General features: G+C 45.7%; 18 protein-coding genes, 1 pseudogene and 1 other annotated feature. Of the genes and pseudogenes, 11 read left to right on the forward strand and 8 right to left on the reverse strand.

What is annotated here, in order from left to right:
* The first annotated feature begins 243 nt into the window (after positions 1 to 243).
* The 5 genes from tyrP to C9I89_RS01150 all read left to right on the forward strand — a co-directional run bounded on the left by tyrP (position 244) and on the right by C9I89_RS01150 (position 8,274).
* Complete coding sequence (tyrP, locus tag C9I89_RS01130; protein WP_107281505.1) at positions 244 to 1,446, forward strand: tyrosine transporter TyrP; 1,203 nt, start codon at positions 244 to 246, stop codon at positions 1,444 to 1,446.
* A 261-nt stretch (positions 1,447 to 1,707) separates the two neighbouring features.
* A complete protein-coding gene (locus C9I89_RS01135; RefSeq protein ID WP_107281506.1) occupies positions 1,708 to 2,619 on the forward strand; it encodes a DUF3943 domain-containing protein in 912 nt (303 codons plus the stop codon).
* Between the two features lie 198 nt (positions 2,620 to 2,817).
* Positions 2,818 to 4,791 carry an EAL domain-containing protein gene (locus C9I89_RS01140; protein ID WP_107281507.1) on the forward strand — a complete coding sequence of 658 codons (1,974 nt, stop codon included), beginning with the start codon at positions 2,818 to 2,820 and terminating at the stop codon, positions 4,789 to 4,791.
* Positions 4,792 to 5,181: 390 nt separating this feature from the next.
* Positions 5,182 to 7,089, forward strand: coding sequence for a methyl-accepting chemotaxis protein (locus tag C9I89_RS01145; protein ID WP_107281508.1), 1,908 nt, complete (start codon positions 5,182 to 5,184; stop codon positions 7,087 to 7,089).
* Between the two features lie 438 nt (positions 7,090 to 7,527).
* Positions 7,528 to 8,274 (forward strand): MBL fold metallo-hydrolase, encoded by a 747-nt coding sequence (locus C9I89_RS01150; RefSeq protein WP_107281509.1) that lies wholly within the window; start codon positions 7,528 to 7,530, stop codon positions 8,272 to 8,274.
* Between the two features lie 65 nt (positions 8,275 to 8,339).
* On the opposite strand, the gene C9I89_RS01155 is transcribed toward C9I89_RS01150, so the two are convergent.
* Entirely contained in the window at positions 8,340 to 9,542 is a 1,203-nt protein-coding gene (locus C9I89_RS01155) for a methyltransferase (RefSeq protein ID WP_107281510.1), read from the reverse strand.
* Between the two features lie 145 nt (positions 9,543 to 9,687).
* A complete protein-coding gene (gene cysB / locus C9I89_RS01160) occupies positions 9,688 to 10,662 on the reverse strand; it encodes an HTH-type transcriptional regulator CysB (RefSeq protein WP_107281835.1) in 975 nt (324 codons plus the stop codon).
* Between the two features lie 278 nt (positions 10,663 to 10,940).
* Between cysB and C9I89_RS01165 the strand changes: the two genes are divergently transcribed.
* The gene (locus C9I89_RS01165; protein ID WP_107281511.1) at positions 10,941 to 11,702 is read left to right on the forward strand and encodes a DNA repair protein; all 762 of its coding nucleotides are present in this window, start codon (positions 10,941 to 10,943) and stop codon (positions 11,700 to 11,702) included.
* A 106-nt stretch (positions 11,703 to 11,808) separates the two neighbouring features.
* Positions 11,809 to 11,901: pseudogene (locus C9I89_RS01170) on the forward strand (tRNA-(ms[2]io[6]A)-hydroxylase); the annotation flags it as partial.
* Positions 11,902 to 11,941: 40 nt separating this feature from the next.
* Here C9I89_RS01170 and topA read toward each other — a convergent pair.
* Positions 11,942 to 14,587: a type I DNA topoisomerase gene (gene topA / locus C9I89_RS01175; RefSeq protein ID WP_107281512.1), complete on the reverse strand. Its 2,646-nt coding sequence runs from the start codon at positions 14,585 to 14,587 to the stop codon at positions 11,942 to 11,944.
* 464 nt (positions 14,588 to 15,051) lie between these two features.
* On the opposite strand from topA, the gene C9I89_RS01180 reads away from it, so the two are divergent.
* Positions 15,052 to 15,300, forward strand: a complete 249-nt coding sequence (locus C9I89_RS01180) for a YciN family protein (protein ID WP_107281513.1) — start codon at positions 15,052 to 15,054, stop codon at positions 15,298 to 15,300.
* Positions 15,301 to 15,390: 90 nt separating this feature from the next.
* On the opposite strand, the gene C9I89_RS01185 is transcribed toward C9I89_RS01180, so the two are convergent.
* Together C9I89_RS01185 and sohB are read right to left on the reverse strand one after the other, a co-directional pair.
* Positions 15,391 to 15,792 (reverse strand): DUF805 domain-containing protein, encoded by a 402-nt coding sequence (locus C9I89_RS01185; RefSeq protein ID WP_107281514.1) that lies wholly within the window; start codon positions 15,790 to 15,792, stop codon positions 15,391 to 15,393.
* Positions 15,793 to 15,815: 23 nt separating this feature from the next.
* A complete protein-coding gene (sohB, locus tag C9I89_RS01190; protein ID WP_107281515.1) occupies positions 15,816 to 16,877 on the reverse strand; it encodes a protease SohB in 1,062 nt (353 codons plus the stop codon).
* A gap of 159 nt (positions 16,878 to 17,036) precedes the next feature.
* Here sohB and C9I89_RS01195 point away from each other — a divergent pair, with 159 nt between their 5' ends.
* Complete coding sequence (locus C9I89_RS01195; protein ID WP_107281516.1) at positions 17,037 to 17,780, forward strand: YciK family oxidoreductase; 744 nt, start codon at positions 17,037 to 17,039, stop codon at positions 17,778 to 17,780.
* Positions 17,781 to 18,015: 235 nt separating this feature from the next.
* Here the strand turns inward: C9I89_RS01195 and rluB are convergent, their stop codons facing one another.
* From rluB to rnm, 3 genes are all read right to left on the reverse strand, one after another.
* Positions 18,016 to 19,143, reverse strand: a complete 1,128-nt coding sequence (gene rluB / locus C9I89_RS01200; protein ID WP_107281517.1) for a 23S rRNA pseudouridine(2605) synthase RluB — start codon at positions 19,141 to 19,143, stop codon at positions 18,016 to 18,018.
* Between the two features lie 173 nt (positions 19,144 to 19,316).
* The gene (locus tag C9I89_RS01205) at positions 19,317 to 19,937 is read right to left on the reverse strand and encodes an L-threonylcarbamoyladenylate synthase (RefSeq protein ID WP_107281518.1); all 621 of its coding nucleotides are present in this window, start codon (positions 19,935 to 19,937) and stop codon (positions 19,317 to 19,319) included.
* Positions 19,934 to 20,827 carry an RNase RNM gene (gene rnm, locus C9I89_RS01210; RefSeq protein ID WP_107281519.1) on the reverse strand — a complete coding sequence of 298 codons (894 nt, stop codon included), beginning with the start codon at positions 20,825 to 20,827 and terminating at the stop codon, positions 19,934 to 19,936. Before rnm ends, C9I89_RS01205 begins: the two co-directional genes overlap by 4 nt.
* Before the next feature lie 136 nt (positions 20,828 to 20,963).
* Positions 20,964 to 21,059, forward strand: a sequence feature (Trp leader region).
* Positions 21,060 to 21,171: 112 nt separating this feature from the next.
* Between rnm and C9I89_RS01215 the strand changes: the two genes are divergently transcribed.
* Both C9I89_RS01215 and C9I89_RS01220 read left to right on the forward strand, forming a co-directional pair.
* The gene (locus C9I89_RS01215; RefSeq protein ID WP_107281520.1) at positions 21,172 to 22,185 is read left to right on the forward strand and encodes a bifunctional 3-deoxy-7-phosphoheptulonate synthase/chorismate mutase; all 1,014 of its coding nucleotides are present in this window, start codon (positions 21,172 to 21,174) and stop codon (positions 22,183 to 22,185) included.
* Positions 22,182 to 23,786, forward strand: a complete 1,605-nt coding sequence (locus C9I89_RS01220) for an anthranilate synthase component 1 (protein WP_107281521.1) — start codon at positions 22,182 to 22,184, stop codon at positions 23,784 to 23,786. Before C9I89_RS01215 ends, C9I89_RS01220 begins: the two co-directional genes overlap by 4 nt.
* The last annotated feature ends 6 nt before the right edge of the window (positions 23,787 to 23,792 follow it).

Genomic DNA, 23,792 nt, shown 5'->3' on the forward strand with positions numbered 1-23,792 from the left:
AAAGTACCTTTTCGTCTTTATTCTGCCCGTTACCACTAATCAAAGAGCAAGAATTGTGAATATCGCCTATTGCTACACCTCTTATCGCCAGCCACAACGGCACGATCGGGTGTAAACTAAAGTTAACAGTTTCATCTCAATGACGCCGTTGTGGCTTTATTTTCCGATTGGGAGATTAACCACAGGTGTACACGCCTCTCCCTAACCACAAAAACGCTTATAAATCCGGGAACTACAATTTTAATGACCATGAACAAAACTTTCGGCAGCATGCTGATCATCGCCGGAACTACGATCGGCGCAGGCATGCTGGCATTACCACTGGCTTCTGCCGGGCTTGGATTTACCGCTGCAACTCTCACTATGTTCGCCATTTGGGCATTAATGATTTATACCGCGTTGCTCATGCTGGAAGTCCACCAGCATGCGGATCAAAATGCGACCTTACATAGCCTGGCCCATCAGCTACTAGGTCGAAAAGGTCAGGTTATCGCCAGCTTTGCTATGATGTTCTTATTTTATGCATTATGTGCCGCTTACATTGCCGGTGGCGGCGATCAGTTAAACGATAAACTCAATAACTGGATGGGATTAAACGTGGCCCCTCAGGTTGGCGTTATTAGCTTTACCCTGATTATTGCAACGGCTGTCTCTATTGGTACTCACTCGGTCGATATTGTGAACCGTATTCTGTTCACTCTGAAAGTCATCGCACTGGCTGTGATGCTTGGTTTACTTGTTCCGCATGTTCAAGGCCAGCACCTTGTTGATATGCCAGTACAAAACGGGCTAATCATTTCTGCTCTGCCAGTGATCTTCACCTCATTTGGCTTTCACGGTAGCATCCCTTCAATTGTTCGCTATGTCGGTTTAGACATTAAAGTACTGCGTAAAATAATGGTGATAGGCTCTGCTGTTCCGCTGATCATTTATATTCTTTGGCAAATTGCCAGTCAGGGGGTATTAAGCCAGCCTGATTTAATGGCCAGTACAACACTAGGCTCATTCATTAATACGTTAAGTGAAATGCTCCATAACCCATTGGTCAGTAGATCGGTCTCTGTTTTTGCTGATCTGGCACTAGCGACCTCTTTTCTTGGTGTAAGCCTGGGCCTGTTTGATTTCCTATCCGATATTTTAAGCCGCGACAATCAAGTAAAAGGGCGCTTGCAAACAGCGCTGGTCACTTTCATTCCGCCATTGGGTTTTGCACTTTTCTATCCGCAAGGCTTTATTACGGCACTTGGCTATGCGGCAGTTGCTTTGGTGGTTCTGGCTATTTTCTTACCGGTTGCAATGGTTAACGTGCAACGGAAACAACAGACAGACTTGGGCTATCGGGTTCGTGGCGGAACGCCAGCTCTGATTGCCGTTACTGGCGCAGGTATTCTTATTATCAGCGCACAGTTCCTGCAGATGGCAGGCCTTATTCCTGCTGTTGGCTAGGGTCGGTTTATCTTTCAACATAATTATTTATCCTGCTAATCAAATACCCATTCCTCCTCTTGTTCAGGCTCGGCAATACGAGCCTGAACATAGCCAATCAAATTCATATTAATGCTAGGAATATCACTGATAATAAGTGATACTTATTGCACATATATTTCTTAAGCTTTAGCAATAATTATCAGTGCACTCATTGAGTTATGGCGATTTGCACTCATAAATATTGGAATCAGCCTTCGTTTTTAATTTTCGGAGCATAAGTTGCGCAATAAACTTTACTCTTCATTTTTACTTAGTTGCACATTAACCGCTCCGACTTACGCATGGAATGAGCCTCCCGTCAGCAACGAGTATTATGATGGCCAGAGTCTTTTTCTAAAGTATAATTATCAACCCGATTACCAGGCTTTATCTGGTAGTAACAATGCAAATGACATAAATAAAGAAGTCGATCCTTTATTCTCTGTTAATTCCATCAATACGATTCCGATGCATCTTTCTGCGGCACCAGAGCAGAACTGGGATTACCTTCTGGAACAGTCTTACACCATTTTAGGCCTGAGTCTGGCAATGGTCGGCATGATGACGTTACTGCCTGAAAGTGTGACCAATTGGGATGAAGAAGATCGCAACTTAAGTAATCTCGGCAGCAAGTGGTGGGATAACGTCAGCCAAGGTCCGGTATGGGATAATGACGATCATTATCTAAACTACATCATGCACCCTTATTTTGGTGGTGTTTACTATACAGCTGCCCGTCATTCAGGTTTTGATGAATGGGAATCGTTTTTATATTCAGCCACTATGTCAACGTTCTTCTATGAATATGGCGTCGAAGCCTTTGCGGAGGTCCCCTCGATACAGGATATTATCGTCACACCTTTATTCGGTGCTGCGGTGGGTGAGCTGATGTTCCAGACTGAATTAGACATCACAGCAAATGGTGGTGAAGTACTCGGCTCTGAAACTCTGGGAGAAGTCAGCCTCTTTTTCCTCAATCCAGTCGGTCATATCCATTATTGGGTTTCAGATTGGTGGCATGGTGATACCGACGTCAGCTTTACCTATACCCCTTGGTTTGGGAACGCTAATGCGGCAAATTTTGCATTAGAGGCGGGCGCACCTTATGACAAGCAGTTCATTGGTTTACAGCTAAAGCTCGCATTAAACTAAGAAACACAGTGTTACATAATTCAACATAACAACAAAGTAACCACTACAGTCTTTATCGCTATTTTTCAACATCTTACACCTCGAGTTTTTGCAATTAATGAAGTAATATCACGCTTTTCCATTAATTAAATATTTATAAAAATATTTTTACGTTACTCTCGTAGCACTTTCTAGCCAATCAATGTCTAAGCACTGGTGATGAACGATACCTTTTCGCTTTTTGATCATATTCAATCGCCAATATGGGTGTTTGATCTCGACTGTAAAAAAATAATCTGGGCCAACAAAACCTCTTTACCTTTATGGGAAGCCAGCTCTTTAGAAGAATTAACTGCCCGAGATTTCGCCCAGGACATGTCAGAGGCCGTTGAAGCCACCTTGAATGGTTATCGTCAGCGATTTGGCAACGGAGAAGCGATTAAAACGTGGTGGAACTTTACCCCTAAGCAAATATTGAAAAAGGCTCTTTGCACATTCTCGGGTATTACCTTACCAGATGGACGTGTTGTCATGCTGGTTGAAGTGATTGCCGAAGAATCCACCATGCGTCACGATCTTGCCTTTTCAGATTGTTCTAATCTTGCTCTGCTATTTTCCGACCGGGGTGATCTGATCAGTGCCAATAATACCTTTAGTCACTCTTTTGGTCAGTCTTTGCATGATCTGGCTAACTTTCTTGGTGATATTGAACTCGCGAGCGCATGGATAGAAGATGCCAAACAGCAGGGTTCAATTATCCATACAAAGTTGTGCTGGACCGGACAAAACCACCTTTGGTTTGATATCAAAGGAAAATGGCTGCAAGACAACCAGCAGCTTTTACTACACCTGATCAATATTAGCCCTGAAAAAGAAAGGCTTAAACAAGCCACACACTATGCAAAACATGACTTTTTGACTGGATTATTGAATCGTCATGGTATCTCTAATGCAATAAATGAGTCGCATCATAGTCAGCAACCTTACGATTTGCTATTTCTCGACATTGATGGCTTTAAACTGGTGAATGATACCTATGGCCATGCCATCGGCGATAAACTGTTACGCGCCATTGCGGTACGTTTGACAGAAACACTGCAACAGAAAGGCTTGTTAGCCCGTTTTGGTGGTGATGAGTTTATTATTCAGGTTGAACATCGTAATGTCCAAAACACCCCGTTGTTTGCAAAGACAATCATCAAAGAGCTGAATAAACCTTTCCACGTTAAAGACGTCGGTGAACTTTCTATTGGGTGTAGTATCGGTACTGCTAGCTACCCAGTTGATGCGCAGGAGATTGAAACTCTGATCAGCCAGGCCGATATGGCAATGCACCGTGCTAAATTGCGAGGCCGTAATCGCAGCCACCACTTTTCGCCAGATATGGCTGATGTCTTATATCGAAAGATGACGTTACGTCATCACCTGACATTGGCACTCGAAGCTGACGCTTTTGAACTCTACTACCAGCCAATTGTTGATTTAAAAGCTAGAAAACTTAAAGGTTTTGAAGCATTGATTCGCTGGTACGACGAAGAGTTGGGACAGGTTTCGCCGGCTGAATTTATCCCACTAGCGGAAGAAACAGGTCAAATAGTACCTTTGGGGAAATGGATTCTGAAAACGGCCTGCCAGCAACTTGCCTCATGGCAAAGCCGGTATGATGAGAAGTTCATTATGAGTGTTAACTTGTCACGTGCTCAGCTTCAATCCAATCTGGCGCCGACAATTGAATCCATAATAAAGCAGTTTGATATCGATCCCGCCCAGTTGGCGCTGGAGCTAACAGAATCAACCATGTTGCAGGAATATGATGATGCTAAACAGTGTCTGGAAGATCTGGCAGCATTGGGATTAGAGCTCTACCTTGATGATTTCGGAACCGGATACTCTTCCCTTTCACAACTCCAGGATCTGCCAATCAGCACGGTCAAACTGGACCAAAGTTTTGTTCAGGGAGAGCACAAAGGCAGCCAGGCTATCGTTGAAGCAACTCGGGCCATCTGTGAAAAACTCGATTTAAAAATCGTTGCAGAAGGCGTCGAAACCGCCAACCAGCTGCAATACCTGCAAACATGCAATTTCGATTATTGCCAGGGCTATTTCCTCGGCAAGCCAATGCCGCCAGGTGAACTCGAAGCAAATAAATTTGCCTTGCTCAATGAGATCCCCGTAGCAAAATACATCCACTAACAGATATTTAGCACAACGCACAGCTTTACTGCAGAGTCAGACGGCCCCCCAATCGGTCGAACATCACAAAACACAACAATATAAGAAATTCTTAATACCCAACAACATGTAGTTTTGTATGCAACTGGATTGTTTATATTTTCACTAACCATCTGATTTTGGCTTACTCCAGAAGATAAATTATTCGCTAATTTATTGTATAAAAAGATAAAAACATCCCTGTTCCGCCATAACCACCAAAAACATCCTTTATCATAATATTCTACTGGCATTTCAATCCGATAGAGTATGAGTGATCTCAGCTCTCTACAGTGCATCGATTTAAGATTAGAATCTTTATCCGTCTGATAAATCGAATATTTTTTTATAGTAGTAACTAAGAAGGCAGATATGAAAGACCTCTCATTTCGACGTATTGGTTTTAAGCAACGCATTATTTTTACTGTTGCTCTACTGGTATCAGCGGCACTGTTGGTCACCAACTGGCTGTCTTATAACAATTTCAAAAACGACAAAATTGCATCGATTGAAGAACAATCGCAATTAATTGTAAAAAGTGCAAAGCGAGAAATCGAATTATCAATGCAGACAAAAGTGAGTGCGCTCGACTCAAGCAAAGCTTTTTTCCGATCCAATCACTCAAACAGCGAATATGTTGAGATAGCAAGGTTACTCACCGAATCTGTTGGATATTCCAGCTTTACCGTTGGCTACAGTGATGGCCGTGCCTTCGGTGATTCCGGTGGCAATAATGGTGTCTTTGATGTGCGTGATTATGATCCGCGTACCCGTGATTGGTACCAGCAAGCATTAGCAAAAAAGGAAACCATACTGACCGATATCTATACCGATGATACAACCGGAGATTTGATGGTGAGCATTGCGACCCCAATTAGCAGCGAGGGTGTGGTGGTCGGTGATCTCTCATTGAAAAGTCTTAATGATGCTATTAACAATGTAGATTTCCCTGGTGCGGTGATCTTAATCCTTAGTGAACAATTTTCTCAGCTGGCATCCTCAGATCCCAGCGATGAGCTAGGGATCTATTTTGATATTCCAAAATTGGAACAGCAGATGGCGACCTTGGGCTCTGGTGCTGCCGATTACCAGTGGGCCGGAGCTGATAAACGTGCCTATTTCTCTGAAATTCCACTTGTTGACGGTCATAAATGGTATCTCTATGTCGGCGTTGAAAAATCTGTGGTTTATGCCGATGTTGAAGCGGCGCTCGTCAATGCATTATCAACATCCGCTGTTATTCTGATCATTGCACTCCTGATTGTCATTGTGGTGTTAAACCAGCTATACCGCCCAATACTCACACTTAAAGATGTGGTACTTGATTTATCAAAAGGAAACGGTGATCTCACTCGACGACTGCCGGTTACTAGTCGCGATGACCTGGGCCAAATTTCACAAGGGATCAATATTTTTATCGAGAACCTGCAATCATTGATGCTTGAAGTCTCGCAGTCTTCCGAACACATTTCCCGTAGCGTCGACCAGCTTAAACACCAAACAGACGCAAACAACGAGGTATTAACAGCTCATGCGACAGAGACGGTGCAAATCGTTACTGCTATTGAGGAGATGAGCGCTACTGCGAATGATGTCGCGAGTAATGCATCTGAAGCCTCCCAATTCACTCATAAAACCAATTCGCAAGTGACAGACTCTAAAAATGTTGTAACCAGAGCTACATACACGGTATCTCAACTTGTTGATAATGTTGAAAATACCTCTGCCAGCATTGCCGAAATAGAAAAAGACACCTTGGAGATCACCAATGTGCTGAATGTGATCGGTGAAATAGCCGATCAGACAAACCTGCTTGCGTTAAATGCTGCCATAGAAGCAGCCCGAGCCGGAGAGCAAGGCAGAGGGTTTGCCGTTGTTGCTGATGAAGTAAGGGCACTGGCAGCCAGAACACAAACGAGTACAGCAGAAATTGAGCAAACATTAAAAAAATTACGTAATGGTTCATGTTCCGCAATTTCTGCAATGGTTGCGACTAAATCAACATGCGAAAAAACGGCAGAAAGTACGTCTTTGGTGGAAAATGATCTTGATACTATCGCTCACTCGGTAACCCACATTAATGACCTCAATACCCATATTGCTACCGCAGCCGAACAGCAAAGCTCTGTTGCAAATGAAATCACCCGTAATATGGCTGCTATCCGTGAAATCGTAGGGAAGTTATCTTCTAATGGAGAAGCGACAACAAATGAGACCATCAATCTGGCTGCGGCAAACAGTCAGTTAAAATCTGTTGTGGGGAAATTCAAATTGCAGTAAACCGCTTTTCGACAAACTAGCACTTCATCACAGAAGTTTTGATGAGTTCAGTCGCCAAACATCGTCATTCCATAAAGTGAGGAACGAACTTATACGGAATCTAAGGCGCGCACGGTTAGAACTGGCTCCGGGATATCTCGTACCTCGATTCCGGGATGACATGTTTAGGAACTTCAGCTATTCATAATTTATATGAAAGGGTACCAGGAGATCAGCCAGTAATTATTGATCATGCTGGGAGCTAATTATAGCTCCCAAGCTTGATCTGAAATTACATTGATTGCCAGCGCGGTATGGGAAAAATCGTCAATAGGCAATCTCGGTAGGCAGAGCACACAAACCTGGCAGCTTGTATGGTCGAATGAGTTAGACCATAATGAATTTTTAATATCGTGATAATTACTTAAATAATAAGTAATAAAAGTATTCACTTACCCTATGAAACTACATCAATTAGAAGGTTATATTCAATCGATATATTTAGCTGAATATCAAGATAAGCTTTTATTACTCGATGGCTGTAGCCGTGCTGATATACCCGTGTTAACACAATTTATTACGGGCTCGCTGCAACGACCAATAAATGATCTTAGCCTCGTTGTTGTTACCCATATGCATCCAGATCATGCAGGTGCCGCCCAAAAACTACGCCGTTTAACGGGTTGTAAAATTGCAGCAGCCAATGTGGCTGGACAGTGGTATGCAGGGTTTGACGGTATATTGATGCATTTCACCGATATGCTGCTGGCTAAATGGGTAGCGAAACGCATGAACAAGCCCCGGCGTAATGTATGGTACTCAAGTAAGCTTCGGGCCGACTATAAGCTTGGTGACGGTGATACTTTACCCGACTTTCCTGAATGGGTTGCACTTGCGACCCAAGGTCACACCGACCGAGATTTATCTTTGCACCACTTACCGAGCAATCGCATTTATGTCGCTGATTTAATGGTCAAAGTAAAAGGTCGCTATATTCCTCCATTCCCTGTTTTTTATCCTAACCGATATCGTTCTTCATTAAATAAAGTCATGGCATTAAAGCCCGATTCAATTTTCCTCGCCCATGGTGGTGAGGTCCAGCCTTCTGAACAGGAATTCCAATACCTACTCAACCGTGCACCAAAACTTCCAATGACCCACTGGCGTTCAGTAAAGACAAAACTAAAAAAAGCACTAAAACGATAAGTGTCTAATTAATCGATATTTCATTAATTATCTGGCAATTGTCCCAATAATGAATAGATTTGGGATTATAACTGACGCGTCTTCAGCTCTGCATGAATGAGAATATTACGAGGTGTCACCGGTTTAGCGCAAAATGTACCGAGTGAGACTTGATAGCCTGATTGCTCTAAGAAGCAGACCCGATCATACACCAGCCACATTTCGAGCGGTCGCCGAAATAGCTGGCGAACCAGCTCCATACGCTCAGTGATCTGGTATCTGGCTTCACCTTCTTGCTGCCAATAGGCGAAATCAATATCACCGGGCAACAACAGTGATTTTTTCTCCGCCGCCCAAAAACAGAAGGCGGAAAACCCCTCATTGAGCAACGCTTTCTGCACATTGGGTACTGGTAAATAGTCATCACAACCGCGTAATTCGCGCTGCAGCAAATCAAATCCTAAACGATAACTGACTTCCACAAAGCGCTGACGGCGAACACGCTGTCCTGCCGTAACGGTTTCTTGCAGAGGCAGACGCAGATCATGCTTGGTCAAAGTGATCTCACTCTGCTTCGCGAGATCTGACAGTGGTTGATAGTGCTTTGCTCGGATCAGATGATAGCAACAAGGTGAAATACTGACTGCAGCACCTTGTTTAGCAACCACACGCTGCAACAGTGATACATGTAAATCACCGCAGGCATGCAAAGCAACAGCATGTTGTTGGGGCTGAATATATTGCTCGCTACTCTTATCAAAGGCATCGGCAGTAATAAAGGTGATCGGTAAACCTAATCGCTTAGCAGTCGCCTCACCTTCAACGCACAACTGACGTTGCCATTCAAGGCTGGTTACCGGCATGTGGTGGTTCGCAGCAAGTATCCGTCCTAAGTGACCTTTACCCGCACACCATTCTAACCACGGTAGTTGTAGCCGAGGTAACGCGGCGCTAAATGCAGAGATTTGGGTCCATTTCCGCCCCGGAATACCAACATCAAGTCCTTTGGCAACGGCGGTATTTTCAACTGGCAATGACAGGCATTGCGATAATTGATACAGCTCAGGAGAATCCGGGATCCACGTCGATAAGGCTTCGGCTAACGCAGCATTATCTTCATTAAAATACGTGACCTGCTCTTCCGTTAAGCTGATTAACCACTGACACAACCCTGGATGAGTCTGGTTCCAGACAAAGCTCCGTTCAGCAAAGGGCATAAACTGCCAAAACTCACGATTTCTCGTTAATAGATCATTTAGCTGGCGAAACTGGTGGATATGCCCTGTCATGAAGTGGCTCTTAAATTACGGAAATCAAAAATTGGTCGGCTATTGTATACCCAAGCTACCTCAAGATGCTCGTTTCAGCGAGATTTTCCAGACGCTAAGGTCAGGCGCTGAATCCAGCGGCTTCATTAATTATGTCTTTCATATATCAGCGGACCGGTAAGTCCATCTTGGCGAACATCGCCTCGATCTCACCATTGGTTTTTAGCGCAACTGCCTGATCAACCACATTTCGCACCAGGTGAGGAGCAAAATGCTCTATAAAGTCGTACATATAACTACGCAGAAAAGTGCCTTTCTTAAACCCGATCTGAGTTGTACTCGCTTCAAAAAGATGGCTGGCATCGATAGCAACCAAATCACTATCCTGTTCAGGATCCATTGTCATACTGGCCATAACGCCGACACCAATTCCGAGACGGACATAGGTCTTAATGACATCAGCATCTGTGGCAGTGAAGACGATTCTTGGCGTTAAGCCTGAACGATGAAACGCACTATCCAGCTCTGAGCGACCAGTAATACCAAACATATATGTCACCAGTGAATAGGCCGCCAAATCATGGAGCGTGATTTCCGCTTTGTTTGCCAACGGATGATCAGATCGTACGACAATAGAGCGATTCCAGTGATAGCAAGGTAACATAATCATATCTTGATACAGGTGCCGTGCCTCTGTCGAAATCGCAAAATCTGTGGTGCCCTTAGCCACCGCGTCGGCTATCTGTGCAGGCGTTCCCTGGTGCATATGTAACGACACTTTCGGATAACGGGAAGTGAAATATTGAATCACCGGAGGCAAAGCATAACGAGCTTGGCTATGAGTCGTTGCGATATTCAACGTTCCCATTTCAGGATGCGTATGCTCACCAGCCACGGTTTTGATGCTTTCTACCCGCGATAGAATATCACGCGCAATTTGCACAATATCCGTTCCCGCTGCCGTTACTTTAGTCAGGTGCTTGCCACTGCGTTCGAAAATCTGAATGCCCAGTTCATCTTCAAGCAAACGTACCTGCTTGCTGATGCCCGGTTGTGAAGTGTATAAACTCTCTGCCGTTGAGGATACATTAAGGTTATGATTCACAACCTCAACGATATATTTTAATTGTTGTAATTTCATGGCACCGTCCAACCTATAATCCGTTATATCTTAGTACCAATTTAATTAAAAAAATGCGCATTCAGCGGAAATTATTCAATGTAACCAGTATTCTCTGTGCAAGCATATAGCTGGATTCTCGCATTTTGAAGAGGTTCAGCTATATCACCATCTTTATGAGTGAAAAACAGCCTATTCGTAGACACAGGTAGCAATTTTAAGGTTCTCGCTATCGCCAATTTGTCAGATAGTGTATCTTATACCCCCTGTAAAAAACGCATAGAAGATAAACATATCTTATGAGTATACCTTTAGTTATAGGCCTTTTCGCCTTATTGCTGATACTAATTGTTGGTTACAACATATTAATTCAGTATCGACAGCGTTTAGAAAGTGCGAAAAACCAAGAACTGGCAAAGCATATTTCGATCATCGATGCCACTGAAGAGCTTATTGGTAATGCTCACCACTTGCCGTACAGTAAAGAACTACTGGTATGTCTGAACCAGCGTATCTTATTCGCACTGCAAAGTATGAAGGAAGCCGATCCTTCGGATAAAAGCTTGTCGCTACGGATAAAAAATGTAGCTGAACAAATCAGCCACCTGCAGGCAAATTATTCAAACAGTGACGTAGCCGGCTTCAAAGTACCGACTACAGACAAGCAAGCCATTGGCATGTTACAGCTGGTTAAACGTCTGAAAAATATCATCAAAAATGAACACAGTAAGGGACGTTTCTCGACCCAGTTATTTGTCACGGAAAACGCCCGTCTTGAGGGTCTCCAGCTTCGCATAAACATAGAAAACGTGGTTAAGCGTGCTAATGATTCCATCGTAAAACGTCAGCTTGGTACCGCCAAACAGCTATTAAAGAAAGGCATTGATGTACTTTCGACGAGAAATGATAGCTACGCGAATACAGCGCGTGAGAAGCTGCAACTCATGCTTAGTGAGATCGATAGCAATCAATCTCTCAGCAATGAGCAAGAACGCAAGCAGATGATTGCCAAAGAGCAGGACGAACTCGATGTCTTGTTCCAGCCAAAGCAGAAGTGGTAATGTTACTCCACTCTATTCAAAGGTCGCTTATGCGGCCTTTTTTATTACTGCTTTTTTATTACTAAAAGATATGAATCGACAAAAAATAGCCCACCACACCCAACACATGGTTGATAGACTGCTTACACCCAGCAACCAATTTCTCCAGTCTGAAACGCCAGACGCTTGGATTGATGAAGCCCGAAAGCCTGAAAATCTCACCGCTTAAAAACAAAAAACCGCCTTTCGGCGGCTTTTTCTTATTTCTCTTCTTTTTCTTTCTTCGGCTTTTTACGTTTATCGGTAATTACCCACTTACCATCGATAAACAGACCCGTCCAGCCAGAAGGCTTCGCGTCAATTTCCGAACGGATATAGTTCTCTTTGCTCTTACGGCTAAAGCGAACAACCGTCTTACGACCATCCGGATCTTCGGTTGGCGCATCAGCGAGGTATTTAAACTTCTCTGGTAAACGATCTTTAAAGCGAACCAGCTCTTCGACGTACGGTGCACGCGTCTCGCGTGATTTAGGGAACGTACTCGCTGCCATAAACAGACCTGACGCACCATCACGTAAAACGAAATAGGCATCCTGATCTTGTGTGCAAGGGATCTCAGGCAAGTGAACCGGATCTTCTTTCGGTGGGGCAATTTCACCACTCTTCAGGATCTTACGGGTGTTCTTACAGCTTTCGCTGGTGCAACCCATATATTTCCCGAAGCGACCCGTTTTCAGCTCCATGTCTGAACCGCACTTGTCACATTCGATAACAGGACCATCATAGCCTTTCAGCTTGAATTCGCCTTTCTCGACAATGTAACCGTCACAACTCGGGTTGTTACCACAAACGTGCAGCTTGCGATCCTGATCAATCAGGTAAGCATCCATTGCCGTGTCACATTTAGGACAACGCTTCTTGGCACGAAGAGCCGCTGTTTCTACGTCTTCTTCAAGAACGTTAACAATACCTTCTTCGTCACCTAAGTTAATGGTGGTTTTGCAACGCTCTTTGGGCGGCAGTGCATAACCTGAACAACCTAGAAATACGCCTGTCGACGCAGTACGTATACCCATTGGGCGAGAACAAGTCGGACACTTAATATCGGTTAGTACGATATTGTTTGGCTGCATCCCCCCCTGATCTTCATCCAACTCGGCTTTTTCAAGCTCGGCGCTGAAGTCACGGAAGAAGTCATCCAGAACCGCTTTCCAGTTCTTCTCACCTTCAGCGATTTTATCCAGGTTACCTTCCATGCGAGCGGTGAAGTCGAAGTCCATCAGATCGGGAAAACTCCCGTCAAGACGATCCGAGACGATCTCACCCATTTTCTCAGCATAAAAACGACGCTGATCAACGCGTACATAGCCACGATCCTGAATCGTTGAAATGATCGACGCATAGGTAGAAGGACGACCTATCCCGCGCTTCTCTAATTCTTTAACCAATGCTGCTTCTGTAAAGCGCGCTGGCGGCTTAGTGAAGTGTTGCTTAGGCTCGATGTCTTCTAGCTTCAACGTATCGCCTACGTGAACTATAGGCAACGTCGTATCTTCATTCTTGCCAGAAGGTCGTTGCACCTGTGTCCAACCTGCAAAGCGCAAAGTACGACCTTTCGCTTTCAGCGTGAATTCATCGGCCTGAACAGTAATTGTGCTTGAATCGTATTTAGCCGGAACCATTTGACAAGCGACAAACTGACGCCAGATTAAGTCATACAACTTAACCGCATCCTTATCCATGCCTTCCAGGTTTTCAGCTAGTACATCGACACTTGATGGACGAATCGCTTCGTGCGCTTCCTGTGCGTTCTTTTTGCTGCCGTAAGTAACCGGCGCTTTAGGGAGATAATTCTCACCATACTCACTAGCAATAAATTCACGAGCAGACTCAACGGCTTCTTTTGACAGGTTCGTCGAGTCAGTACGCATATAGGTAATGTAACCCGCTTCATACAGACGCTGAGCCAGACCCATTGTACGTTTTACACCATAACCAAGACGGGTACTTGCCGCTTGCTGGAGTGTCGATGTGATATACGGCGCTGAAGGCTTGCTGCTGGTCGGGCGATCTTCACGATCAACCACCTTGTAAGTAGCACTATCAAGTACAGACTTAGCCGCCATGGTTTGTGCTTCATTAACAGGACGGAAAGCTTTACCCGCCTGTTGAGCAACCATCAAGCGCAGTGCATCTTCACCAACCGTTAAGGTATTGGCGTGAATGTCCCAGAACTCTTCCGGCGTAAACGCTTTGATTTCGCGTTCACGTTCAACAATCAGCTTTACCGCAACTGACTGTACACGACCGGCAGAAAGGCCTCGCGCAACCTTCTTCCAAAGAAGCGGCGACACCATGAAACCCACTACGCGATCAAGAAAACGTCGAGCCTGCTGAGCATTAACACCATCGATATTCAATTCGCCCGGCTGTTCAAACGCCTGCTGAATTGCATTTTTAGTGATTTCATTAAAAACCACTCGCTTATAACGTGCATCATCACCACCGATGATCTCACGAAGGTGCCACGCAATAGCTTCTCCTTCGCGGTCCAAATCGGTAGCTAGGTAAACATAGTCAGCGTCGGCAGCTAGCTTTTGCAATTCGTTTACGACTTTTTCTTTGCCCGGAAGCACTTCGTAATGCGCATCCCAATCGTTATATGGGTCAACACCCATTTTACCGATCAGCGACTTACGGTCTTTTTGTTTTTTGAGACGTGCTTTTTCCTCTGCGCTTAACCCTTTGGTTGAAGTCGCAGCTGCTTTCTTTCCGGTACTACGCGCACCCGTTGGCAAATCACGTATGTGACCAACGCTTGACTTTACAATGAAGTCCTTCCCCAAGTACTTGTTAATAGTTTTAGCCTTGGCAGGGGACTCCACGATAACGAGAGATTTACCCATAATGACTCTATTACGTCCTCGTGCTCGCAAAATTTTCAATTAAAAACATAATGTTGCACGTTAAAAAACATCATTTAGGCACGGCAACGCTATTACAATAGTGATCTACTCTACAAGAAGGTCAACTGGTTTTTGACGAAATTGAACTGTTTGGTTGTCCCTTCCCCAGTTGTTAATCATAAGTTAAAAATACGATTCCATCTTTTTTAGCAAAAACTCACCCTTAATTCATCTAATATAGGGTAAGTGAATACATTGAGGGCGCTAATCATTACCACCTCACATGGTATTTGACTATTCAAACTGGCGATTATTTGTCTTCGCTCACAGAATCAACCCTTTTCTGCCTTTAGTTTAACCACCCATTCGTCATTTTTATCGTGCACGCAGCCTTAATTAAGGATTTGTTTTCTACTGGCAAGATCAATACACTGCTCGGTGTTTTTCATACCAGAGAAGTCACCATGAGCGGAAAAAAATCTATTTCTTCAGCCGATCTCCTACTGATTGCGAATCAGCTTATTCAAGAACACGATGCTTATATTGAAGGCATGCGAGCGACAGCAGTTGAAGAAAAAGCAGATGTACTAGTCTTTAAAGGTGAATATTTCCTCGACGACAGTGGCCTTCCAACGGGAAACACGACTGCGGTATTTAATATGTTTAAATATCTGGCACACCAGCTATCGCCGGAATTTACGCTGAAGAAGTAAACGGGGCCCATCAGTCAGCACACCATGTTGTGTACGGCTGAATAAATAACCCGCTATACTAGCGGGTTATTTTCCTTTCTATCATAGGGTTCACATCTCAATAGTCACTGTTTCATCACCTGCACCGGACGGTAGCACGGAAGGAAATTTAGGAGACAAACCGTATTGATTTGGCCCTTTCGTTCCATCAAGCATACCCAGTTCAATAATGACAAAAACTGGCCCAATCAAAGGCACAAAGGTCAATAATACCCACAAAGCACTTTTATTTCGGTCATGCAGTCGTTTTACATTTAAGGCAATGGAAGCCCAAAACACGAAACCCATAATCAGCATGGATAAAATATTCAGTACTGAATTGTCACTCAGGTTATCAGGATGGGTATACCAGAACACCGGAATAGTAATGAATAATAACGGCAGGCTATACAGCCAATAATCCCTGCGACGTAACCGACCTTTAAGGGAAAATAACGCCCATTTCTGATCCATAATACAACCTTACACCTGACGCATTACATGAACGGACGCTGGCCACGACTCATCCACTTTAATAGCAGGTTATCAGCCGCATCTCCCGTAACGCCAGCCAGTTTTTCAGCTAATTTTTTATGCTTGATAAAGTGAATACCTAACACTTCACGTTCTTTGCATGCCCGAACAATAAAATCGTCACTGGTACCAAGTTCATCCACCAGGCCTAATTCTTTGGCTTTCTGACCAAACCAATGCTCACCGGTTGCAACTTTTTCCAGATCAAGTTCCGGGCGGTGTACCGCAATGAAATCTTTAAACAGACCGTGGGTTTCTTCAATCTCAGACTGAAACTTTTCTCGGGCCTTATCGGTATTCTCACCGAACATGGTCAGCGTGCGCTTAAACTCACCCGCCGTCACTTGTTCAAACTCAATATCATTCTTTTTCAATACTTTATTGAAATTTGGTAGCTGTGCAATCACTCCGATAGAACCTACAACCGCAAAGGGTGCAGAGATGATTTTATCGGCCACACAAGCCATCATGTAACCACCGCTTGCAGCCACTTTATCAACCGCTACGGTTAGCTTAATACCTGCCGCTTTCAAACGATCTAACTGAGAGGATGCCAGTCCGTAACCGTGAACCATACCGCCGCCGGTTTCAAGGCGCAGCAATACTTCGTCGCCTTCGACCGCGACAGCAAGAATGGCACTGATTTCTTCACGTAACGAGGTCACTTCGCGGGCATCAAGACTGCCGTGAAAATCAAGGACAAACAGACGCGACTCGCGGGCATGATCGAGATCGCCCTCTTTCGCCGCTTTCTTAATTTCATTCTGACGCGCTTTATCTTTTTCTTTGTCCGCTTTTTTCTCTGCTTTTTCACGCGCTTTTAAAAGCGGCTTATCAAATAAATGAGACTCCAGCTGGTGAACAGTATGCTTATACTGCTCAGTCAAATCAGTGACTTCAAGCTCACCTTTTGGTGCGCCATGACGTCCGCTCAGCCCTTTCGCTAAAACGAGAATACCGGCAATCGCAATGACAACCGTCGCAATCTTGGCCAGGAACAGCCCATAATCAAACAAAAATTCCAATGTTGAGTCCTCATTTTTGGAAGTTAATCCCTATCGCATTTAATCATTGCCCACGGCACTTTTCTTATGCGACTGGTATTTCCCATTGTAACCAAGTTGTCACCGATACCGCTATGGCAATACAATAGGAAAAACTAAAAACTGATAAGGAAGTTATACGTGGAATATCAGATTGCTGCAGATTCGCTCAAAGATCGTGTCATTTTGGTCACAGGGGCTGGTGAAGGCATTGGTCGTGAGGCAGCCATTAGCTATGCCGCGCATGGCGCAACCGTTATTTTGCTTGGTCGCACTGTTGCGAAACTGGAAGCCGTTTACGATGAAATAGAGGCGCAAGGATATGCCCGGCCAGCTATCATCCCGCTCGACCTGCAAGGCGCGACCAAACAGCACTATATTGATATGGTTGAAACCATCGAAGAACAATTCGGCCGTTTAGACGGTGTATTGCACAATGCCGGGTTACTCGGGGTATTAAGCCCGTTTGATCAGCTGGGCGAAGATACCTTTGACGAGGTTATGCAGGTGAATGTCAAAGCACAGTTCCTACTGAGCCAAGCGGTTATGCCTTTAGTCAAGAAAGCGGAAGATGGCCGTATTGTGTTCACCTCATCAACCGTTGGTCATGAAGGCCGTGCATTCTGGGGAGCGTATTCTATTTCTAAGTTTGCGACCGAAGGAATGATGCAGGTACTGGCTGACGAACTCAGCAACAGTAACGTTCGTGTCAATGCGATTAATCCGGGTGGTACTCGTACTGGTATGCGAGCCAAAGCCTTCCCTGCAGAGGATGCCAGCCAGTTAAAAACACCTAAAGATATTATGCCGCTATACCTGTATCTGATGGGGCCGGAAAGTAAAGATGTGAATGGCCAGTGTATTGATGCGCAGCCGAAGGGTTAGGAATGAGATATAAGATACAAGGTTCGAGATGCGAGATTTGAGGTTCGAGGCTCGAGGCTCGAGGCTCGAGAAACTCGAAACTCGAAACTCGAAACTCGAAACTCGAAACTCGAAACTCGAAACTCGAAACTAGATTACTAAAATCTCATCCCGAGGAAACCAGATTCAGTTTTTACCCCAACAAAAAGCCGACGCAATTGCGTCGGCTTTATTATTCTCACTGATAAGACGGATCTTATTTACGAGTACGTGGTTTAGCCGGCTTATTGGCTAACGGGTTGCGGCGGTTAGCAGCATTACCTGAAGGTTTGCGCTTGCCCGGTGTACCAGATGCCGACTGGCTATCTGAAGGCTTACGTTTACCTTGCGGGGCCGAACCGGTTGATGGTTTGCCACTGGTAGGTTTACCGCTCGGTTTGCCATTTGACGGCTTACGCTTGCCCTGAGCCTTCTGATCTTCAGCGGCATTACGGCTTGAAGAACGACGTTCCTCATTGTTACGGCCACGGCGACCACGAGGCGCTTCGCTCGCACGCTCTTCATGACGGCGTACCGCACGACGGATCTGACGAACACCTTTCTTGCGTTTCAGGCCTTCAACCGTCAACAACGTTGTTTCTTCAGGTGCAAGCTCAACAGCTTCGCGCAGGTAGTTGACTTCTTTAAGCTCAAGCTCCATCCAGCCACCGCGCGGCATATCTTTCGTTAGGTAGATGTCACCATAACGTACACGTTTCAGACGACTAACCGTTACCCCTTGTGAGTCCCACAAGCGACGTACTTCTCGATTACGTCCCTCGGTGATCATCACGTAGAAAGTATGGTTCATCCCTTCGCCACCGGCATACACAACGTCTTCAAAACGTGCCATACCGTCTTCCAGCTTCACGCCCTGAACCAGGTTTTTAACCATCTGCTCAGTCACTTCACCGAAAACGCGTACCATATATTCACGTTCAACTCTGTGACTTGGATGCATCAGGCGATTAGCCAATTCACCATCAGTGGTAAATAACAGCAGACCTGATGTGTTCGCATCGAGTCGGCCAACAGAAACCCAACGACCGCTCTCTAAACGCGGTAAGCGGTCGAAAACAGTACGACGACCTTCAGGATCACTGCGAGTACATAACTCACCTTCCGGCTTGTTATACACCAGTACACGACATACTTCATCAGAAGTTGCGACCATTTCAATCTTGTGACCATCGATACGAACAGTGACATTGAGATCATCAAGACGATCACCTAATTTTGCCACCTTACCGTCAATACTCACTCGACCATTCTGGATCATTAATTCGATCTCACGACGAGACCCCTGGCCAGAACGAGCCAGCACCTTCTGTAATTTTTCACTCATCAGACAAACCTTTGTCACCTTCACAGGCGTCGAAACATCATCGAAAAAACACTTTAAGCCATCTTAAAGCGGTCGCGCATTATGCCAAAAACTTGGCATAGATGCTATCGGTAAACATAAAAACCACCATAAGTCCGGATGAGCTTTACTGTGCATACCGCGGAGTATTACCGTCATTCAAATGGGCTTGGATCCCCGGTTCCGACTCGCAACACTTTCATTTCGTCATCGCTGAAATCAATTACCGTGGTTGGTTGCTCGCCTAAATAACCACCGCTCATGATCAAATCCACCGCATGTTCTAATTTATCGCGGATATCTTCCGGATCAGACTCAGCAACATCGCTGTCGGGCAAAATGAGACTGGTCGACATTAGCGGCTCACCCAGCGCTTCTAGCAAAGCCAGGGCAATCGCATTATCCGGAATACGGATACCGATGGTTTTCCGCTTCGGATTCATCAAACGACGCGGGACTTCCTTGGTGCCTTTAAAAATAAAGGTGTAAGCGCCCGGCGTATTATTACGCAATAAGCGGAACGCGACGTTATCAACCCGGGCATAGGTGGCTATCTCAGAAAGGTCGCGGCATAACAAGGTGAAATTATGCTTATCATTGAGGCGGCGGATCTGACAAATACGCTCTAGCGCTTGTTTGTTTTCAAGCTGGCAACCAAGGGCATAACCGGAATCGGTTGGATAAATAACCACTCCGCCATTGCGCACAATTGCCACCGCTTGATTAATCAAACGGGTTTGCGGGGTTTCTGGGTGAACATAAAAAAATTGACTCATTCTTCCTCCGGTGACGATTCCGATTCAATCAGAACCGGCTCATCGACTCGCTTCTTTTCAACACTCCACTCTTGCCAAACTTCCGTTACGCCTTTCGGTAACCATAAGTTGCGGCCGAGTTCCGTCCACGGCGACGGATAATGGAAATCAGAGCCTTGCGAAGCCAGTAAATTATAAGTGATCGCATAATCCCCTAGGGTGCGACGTTCTTGTTGTCCCTGTTGCGGCTGTGCCACTTCCATGGCGTCGCCTTTGGCCTCTCCAAATGCTGCTAACAAACGCTTCAGCCATTTTGCTGTCATTTTATAGCGACCCGGGTGTGCCAGTACGGCCTGTCCGCCCGCCGCATGAATAACAGCCACAGCTTCAGCAATGGAACACCAATTGGGCGGGACATAACCAGGGTGACCGCGGGTTAAGAATTTCTTGAATACTGCCTGCATGTTTTTGGCATAACCTTGCTCAACTATCCAACGGGCAAAGTGTGCACGCGTAATTGTTGCGCCAGCAGCAAGTGCCATCGCGCCTTCATAGGCACCCGGCATATTGTTTTTTTCCAGGCGGGCGGCAATCTCTTGGGCTCTCACCGAGCGACGTTCTGCTTGCTCTTGGATCAGCGTCACCATTTCTGGATGATCCGGATCAATATTCAAACCCACGATATGAATATCAAAATTACGCCAAAGCGTCGATATTTCAATACCTTTGATGAGAGTTAGAGGCAATTTATCGTCATCAATTGCCTGTTGTGCCGGTAGTAGCCCCGCCACCGTATCGTGATCGGTAATCGCAAGCGCATCAACCCGACGTTCAACCGCTCTTTTCACCAGCTCTTGGGGGGAGAAGCTCCCATCAGATGCCGTGGTATGGCTATGTAAATCAAACAACATATTTTTATTTCTGACTTTATCTCTTGACTTTACATCAGCGAACTAGTCTACTAGTACGCAATTACCCGTTGTAAGAATTCACTCACAGGACTTTTACATGTTACAGCAAATTCATCATCCGCTCTTCGCTTTCTTGATCACTTGGTGGTGGCACTTCCCAACGCGGGTGGTGTGATTAGCTGTACCTTACAGACAGAATAGACACAAACCCGCCTAGCGCGGGTTTTTTTATATGAAAAATTCAAGTTTAACAGAAACTTATCAGCACGGTGCCCAGAAGCTAACTAGGACCCAAGCAGGTCAGACCGTGTCGAATCCGGCATCGCACTCAACAGGATTACATGATGATTATCGTACTAAAACCACATGCAACAGAAGAACAAGCAAAAGAAATACTGAACCGAATTGAAACATCTGGCCTGAAACCCCTTTATATGCCAGGTGTAGAACGCATTGTTCTGGGCGCTTTAGGCGATGAACGGGTACTGCAAAGACTTCATCTTGATGCTTACCCTTGTGTTGAAACTGTTAAACCTATTTTGACTAAATACAAAATGGTCAGCCGAGAAGTACAAGCGCACGATACTGTGGTGCGCTTCGGCAATGCCGCTGTCGGTGGTAATAAGTTTGCGGTGATTGCGGGTCCATGCTCTGTCGAATCTGAAGAGCAGTTGATGGCTGTCGCTGAAGTCGTAAAGAAACACGGTGCGATTGCTCTGCGTGGTGGTGCTTATAAGCCACGGACCAGCCCTTATGATTTCCAGGGTCTTGGCATCGATGGTTTGAAATTACTGCAAAAAGCCAATCATCAGTTAGGCATGCCTACGGTATCTGAGGTTATGGAAGTCAGTCAGGTTGATTTGATGTGTGAATATGTCGACTGCTTACAGATTGGTGCCCGTAATATGCAAAACTATGCTTTGTTAAAAGCGGTGGGCGAAAGTAAAAAACCGGTCTTGCTCAAACGCGGACTTTCAGCCACTATCGAAGAGTTGCTGCTGGCCGCAGAATACATTTACGACGCAGGAAATCCGAATATTATTCTGTGTGAGCGTGGTATTCGCACCTATGAAACAGCAACACGCAATACGCTGGATCTGAACGCCGTCGCTTATCTGAAGCAACGTACTCACCTTCCGGTTGTGGTTGATCCTAGCCATGGAACAGGGGTGCGTGAGCTGGTTATTCCACTATCGCGCGCGGCGGCGGCTGTAGGTGCTGATGGTATTATTGTCGAATCACATCTTAACCCATGTGAAGCGTTATCCGATGGCCACCAGGCACTGACAGGTCCAATGTTCGAACAGTTAATGCAAGAACTCAAACCGTTTGTAGAAGCGGCAGGGAGAACGCTGTGAATACGACCCCACTAGGTGTCGGCGAGCTAGAAGTGCTCAGCCTTGATGTGCCCTATGTAGCGGACCCGACGGAACTTTATTACTCCGTTTGTGGCAACCGCTCACATAACCTGTTACTGGAATCGGCAGAAGTCGATTCCAAACAAGATTTAAAAAGCCTGATGCTGATTGATGCGGCGGTACGCATTGTGTGCCGTGGTACTGAAGTACGGTTAGAAGCATTAACCGACAATGGTCTGAGCGTACTGCAAACCATTGAAACCGCTATTTCTGACGACATTAGCACAGAGCGTAAAAACCGCTGTTTAGTCTTGAATTTCGCAACAGCTGAACGTGCCGTCGACGAAGACAGCCGTCTGCGCCAGACATCATCATTTGATGCGTTGCGTATAATTCAGCATGCATTCAATACCTCAGGGCATCCGCAAGAAGCACTGTTTCTGGGTGGTTTATTTGCCTACGATTTAGTCGCAGGTTTCGAACCGCTGCCGGACGTTGAGCAGGATAATAGCTGCCCTGATTACCTGTTCTATATTGCTGAAACACTGCTGGTTATCGACCACCAGCGTCGTAAGGGAAAATTGCAGGCAACCTTGTTTGGTGGTGATGATTATGCCGCCAGCTATTTCGAGTTAAGCCGTCGTCTGCAGCACATCAAAGAAGCCTGTCTGGAGCCTAAACCGCTTCCGGCGGCTGAGCTACTGGAAAGTTGCGAGCCGGAAGTCAGCATCAGTGACAACGAGTTTTGCCAGACGGTCAAAAAGTTAAAGCAATATGTCATCGCCGGCGATGTATTTCAGGTCGTACCTTCACGTCAGTTTCGCCTGCCTTGCCCTTCACCTCTGATCGCTTATAAAGAGCTGAAAATCGGCAACCCGAGTCCATACATGTTCTTCCTGCAAGATTCAGAATTTACCCTGTTTGGCGCATCGCCGGAAAGTGCACTTAAATACTGCACCCAGAGCAATCAGGTTGAAATTTACCCGATTGCAGGTACCCGCCATCGCGGCACAAATCCAGACGGCTCAATCAACCTCGACTTAGATGGCCGTATCGAGCTTGAACTGCGCAGCGACACGAAGGAAAACGCCGAACACATGATGCTGGTCGATCTGGCCCGTAATGATGTGGCACGTATCAGTACGCCGGGTAGTCGTTACGTCGCTGATTTATTGAAAGTTGACCGCTACAGTCATGTAATGCACCTGGTATCGCGTGTGGTTGGCCAGTTGCGGGACGATTTAGATGCCCTGCACGCCTATCAGGCATGCATGAACATGGGAACCCTGACTGGCGCACCTAAGATCCGCGCAATGCAACTGATCCGCAATGTCGAGCAACGTCGCCGCGGAAGTTATGGCGGCGCGGTGGGCTATTTGACCGGTCACGGTGACATGGATACCTGTATCGTTATCCGCTCTGCATATGTTGAAAAGGGGATCGCCAGTGTTCAGGCGGGTGCTGGTGTAGTGTACGACTCTATACCGCAAGCCGAGGCCGATGAAACCCGTAGCAAGGCGCAAGCGGTGATCACCGCCATTCGCAAGGCGCACAGTGCACCGCTTCAGACTCTGTGCAGCCAACATAACCCGAATAAATAAGGAGCC

The sequence above is a fragment of the Photobacterium lipolyticum genome (genome assembly GCF_003026475.1).
Classification (GTDB): domain Bacteria; phylum Pseudomonadota; class Gammaproteobacteria; order Enterobacterales; family Vibrionaceae; genus Photobacterium; species Photobacterium lipolyticum.